This window comes from Lyngbya sp. CCY1209 (assembly GCF_055795065.1).
On the sequence record NZ_JAYFER010000454.1, the window covers coordinates 1 to 3,670 of the forward strand.

Consider the following 3,670-nt stretch of genomic DNA (forward strand, 5'->3'; position numbering starts at 1 on the left):
TTGTCTGGCCCCCAAACCCCCAATACTGGGGGCTTTGAGTCGATCAATTTTTCACCAATCATTTCACATTGCTATATTATGGTCGTGGGGGCAACCTTATAGGGTTGCCCGGGGCTGAAAAAATTGATGATAAAAGGGTATGAATTGAAGTAAAATTATGGTTGAACGAGTCACCAATCAATTGAACCTCCAAACCGGCGATCGCTTTCTGGTTTTGTGCGGAACCGACACCGGGGATAGCTTCTGTAGCGACGATTTATTATTGCAAGATATCGAACAGGTTTTACATCGGTATCTGCAAAGTCAAGGTTTCGATCGCATCGTCTTCTATTCGGGAATTAAAAAGCTCTATTTCCTCGATGCGGAATCCCTGCAAAACGCCAGGGAACAGCCGAAAACCTCCCCGCCACCTTCCCCCCCAGAAATGCGGGTGAAAGCCGGCCCTTTGGGGAAACGCCGCCGCCTGTTGGGACGACAAACCTCCCCGGAACCGACGCCCCAACCGGCAGCAAATCGCCCCGCCGTGATATCTGATATTCAATGTATCGGCTACTTTCAACACTTCATGGAAGACACCCGCTACAAAAGTGCGATCGTGTTTTCTGATGTGGAAGATTTGCGGATGTTTGACAACCGCCGGGAACTGTTGGGACGGGTGGTGAGTTGGGGGCGACTTCCTCCCACGAATCGCAATCTTTGCGCGTTTATTTCCCACCATCATAGTTTACAACAGTTTCAAGATTTTTGCAACACTATCGGCTTTACTTTTCTGGGGAATTGGTTGCAAAATCGGGGCGATCGCCAATTTAATTTGGTTCGCGTGTCAACCCCGGCAGAAGGGGAGTTACAGAAACTCTGGGATTATTTCCGACTGGTTCACCAAAAACCCGTCAATTGGGGCGATCGCGACCGTTTAATTTCTGCGATCGCAGCCGAAAATCAACCCCTAAACACCTGGTACGATCGCTTTAATTCCGTTTCCGAATTATCCCTGACTGTCGCCAAACAGCAGCAGTGGCTATCCGGGGATGTCAGCGACAAACCGGCGTTGGAACGCTTGCAAGAATTGGTCGGTTTGGGGAATGTCAAAACCGCCGTCCAGCAAAAAATGGGGTCATTACAAATCGCCCGAGAACGCCAACAAAATGGCATCGCCACCGAACCCCCGAGGCTGCATTTGGTCTTCAAAGGAAACCCCGGAACGGGTAAAACCACCGTCGCGAGATTGATCGGAGAAATTTATCGAGATTTGGGGTTATTGCGGCGAGGTCATGTAGTAGAAATTGGCGGGCGAGATTTGGTGGCGGGATATGTGGGACACACGGCAATTTTGACCAATGAAACGGTCGATCGCGCTTTGGATGGGGTGTTGTTTATTGACGAGGCTTATACCCTCGCTCAAGGGGGTGAAAATGACTGGGGACGGGAGGCGATCGATACCCTATTAAAACGGATGGAAGATGAACGGGAACGGCTGGCGGTGATTGTCGCCGGATATCCGGAATTGATGAATAATTTTATCACATCTAACCCCGGTTTGTCGAGTCGTTTTGGAACGGAAATTATTTTCGAGGATTACAAACCGCCGGAATTGTTGACGATTTTCCGGCAGCGGGTAGATCGGGTCAAAGGTGCGATCGCGCCGAATTTGGAACCCCGTCTCGACAACTTATTGACCCAGCTTTACGACAACCGAGACGGCAATTTTGGCAACGCCAGGGAGGTGGAAAAGATATTCGATCGCATGGATGATTTACGGAGCGATCGCGTTATAAAATTGGGTTTGAATCCCCTGACGGAACCCTTTACCGTTGCCGATTTACCGCCGGACTATCGGGAACTCTCCCAACGGGGAACCGCCGATGAGGAGACGCTGGAAAAACTGTTGCAAGAATTGGAAGAGTTGACGGGGTTGCAGTCCGTCAAACAGGATGTCCGACAATTAATTAACACCCAAATCGCCAATATAAAATTGGCGAAGGCGGGGATGTTGGCCGGTAATGAAATGGAAACTCGCCACTTATTATTTACCGGCAATCCGGGGACGGGAAAAACCACCGTTTCCCGTTTGATCGGCCGAATTTATCGCGCTTTGGGGTTGTTGAAAAAGGGTCAATTTGTGGAAGCCGATCGCACCAAATTGGTGGGACAATATATCGGACATACCGCCGAAAAAACCGCCCAGGTGATTGAGTCGGCGGTGGATGGGGTGTTGTTTATAGATGAAGCCTATGCCTTATCTCGCGGGGGAGATAGCCGGGATTTTGGACGGGAAGCGATCGATACCTTGGTGCCGATGATGGAAAATTATCGCGATCGCCTGGTGGTAATTTTGGCGGGATATTCGCGGGAAATGGCGGAGTTTATGGACAGCAATCCGGGGTTGCAATCTCGCATTGCCAAGAAAATCCATTTCCCCGATTATACCGGAGAAGATCTGCACAGTATCTTTCTGGGAATGTGTCGGCAAAGCGGGCGAATTTGTCCGGATGAGGTATCGGCGAGGGTGCGAGAAATGATGAATTTTGCCTATCAAAATCGGGGGCAAAATTTTGGCAACGGTCGCGATGTCCGCAACTTTTATGAACGGATGGTAAACAATTTAAAAAATCGCATCGTCCGGGATAATTTGAGCGGTGAAGATATGGTAACATTTAGATGGGAAGATATTCCGAGTTGGGAGTAGCGATCGCCCCCAGCACCCCTTGAGAAGGGGGGAGCTAGATTTAAAGTCCCCCTTTTTAAGGGAGATAATGGGGGTTCATTTCGTTCTCCCCCGGCATGATCGAGATCCCCCCCAGCCCCCCTTTATAAGGGGGGAGCTAGATTTAAAGTCCCTCTTTTTAAGGGAGATAATGGGGGTTCATTTCGTTCTCCCCCGGCATGATCGAGATCCCCCCCAGCCCCCCTTGAAAAGGGGGGAGCTAGATTTAAAGTCCCCCTTTTTAAGGGGAGAGTTCGATTTAAAGTCCCTCTTTTTAAGGGGAGAGTTCGATTCAAAGTCCCCCTTTTTAAGGGGGATTTAGGGGGATCATTTATATTGATGAGGAATATTATATGACAATAACATCATCTAAAAAATTGACATTTGCTGAGTTTTTAGAACAGTGTCCCGACGGTTCGGGTGGGGTGGTGAAAGCTGAGGTTTGGAATCGCAACGTGCGGACTTACGGCGCGTTGACGGAACCGATTGAATTGGCGGTGGAGGTGGTTTCGACAAACTGGGAGGATGATTATCTTGACAGGCGGGACGAGTATCGGCGGTTGGGAATTGCAGAATATTGGATTGTGGATTATTTGGCGATCGCATCTCGGACGTTTTTGGGCAATCCCAAGCAGCCGCAGATTTTGGTTTATCGGTTGGTTGAGGGTGAGTATCAACTCCAGTCATTTTTGGGGGGCGATCGCATTTTGTCTCCCACTTTCCCCGAGTTGGAATTGACCGTTGACGAAGTATTTGCATCGAGCGGGATTCGCGAGTTATAATAGCAGTCAAGAAACCGGGTTTCTTTGAAAAATCTATGGGTCTAATGTGACTCTTCTTCTAGAAACCCGGTTTCTAAGTCTTATCGGGGTTGGGAATTATGGCGAACTGTCCGGTTTGTGAAACGGAATATACGGAAAATGAGGTCGAAACCTGTGCGGTGTGTGGCTATGACCTGACACCTCT

At 49.2% G+C, this 3,670-nt stretch carries 2 protein-coding genes; both read left to right on the plus strand.

Annotated features, from left to right (window positions below):
- Positions 1-157: 157 nt before the first annotated feature.
- Positions 158-2,686, plus strand: a complete 2,529-nt coding sequence (locus AC0QHF_RS14365) for an AAA family ATPase (protein ID WP_324704910.1) — start codon at positions 158-160, stop codon at positions 2,684-2,686.
- A gap of 371 nt (positions 2,687-3,057) precedes the next feature.
- Complete coding sequence (locus tag AC0QHF_RS14370; protein ID WP_324704911.1) at positions 3,058-3,486, plus strand: Uma2 family endonuclease; 429 nt, start codon at positions 3,058-3,060, stop codon at positions 3,484-3,486.
- Positions 3,487-3,670: the final 184 nt, after the last annotated feature.

Coding starts and splice junctions, on each gene's coding strand:
- AC0QHF_RS14365 (WP_324704910.1), top strand. CDS start 158: ATGGTTGAACGAGTCACCAATCAATTGAACCTCCAAACCGGCGATCGC.
- AC0QHF_RS14370 (WP_324704911.1), top strand. CDS start 3,058: ATGACAATAACATCATCTAAAAAATTGACATTTGCTGAGTTTTTAGAA.